The sequence below is a fragment of the Streptomyces griseicoloratus genome (genome assembly GCF_014534645.1).
In the GTDB taxonomy this organism is placed as follows: Bacteria; Actinomycetota; Actinomycetes; order Streptomycetales; family Streptomycetaceae; genus Streptomyces; species Streptomyces griseicoloratus.
The window spans coordinates 1-370 of record NZ_JACVQF010000103.1 but is presented as its reverse complement, the minus strand read 5'-3'; the positions used below and the strand labels follow the sequence as shown (position 1 = coordinate 370).

General features: G+C 72.2%; 1 protein-coding gene. It reads left to right on the top strand.

Annotated features, from left to right (window positions below; all coding sequences use genetic code 11):
• On the top strand, positions 1-370 hold a 370-nt coding region (locus tag H0H10_RS03170; protein ID WP_188179243.1), incomplete at both ends, for a phosphopantetheine-binding protein.

Sequence of the window (370 nt, the reverse complement as noted above, 5' to 3'; positions counted from 1 at the left end):
GCCGTTGACGGTGAACGGCAAGCTGGACCGGGATGCGCTGCCCGTGGCGGAGTACGGGGCGGGGTCCGGCCGGGCTGCGGCGAACCTGCGTGAGGAACTGCTCTGCCAGGCGTTCGCCGAGGTCCTGGGGCTGCCGTCGGTGGGAGTGGAGGACGACTTCTTCGCGTTGGGCGGGCATTCGCTGCTGGCGACGCGGCTGGTGAGCCGGATTCGTGCGGTGCTCGGGGTGGAGTTGCCGTTGCGGGTGCTGTTCGAGGCTCCCACCCCGGCCGGACTGGCCGGGCGTCTGGATGCGGCTGCGGGTGCTCGGTTGCCGTTGGTGGCGGGTGAGCGTCCGGAGCGGGTGCCGTTGTCGTATGCGCAGCGCCGG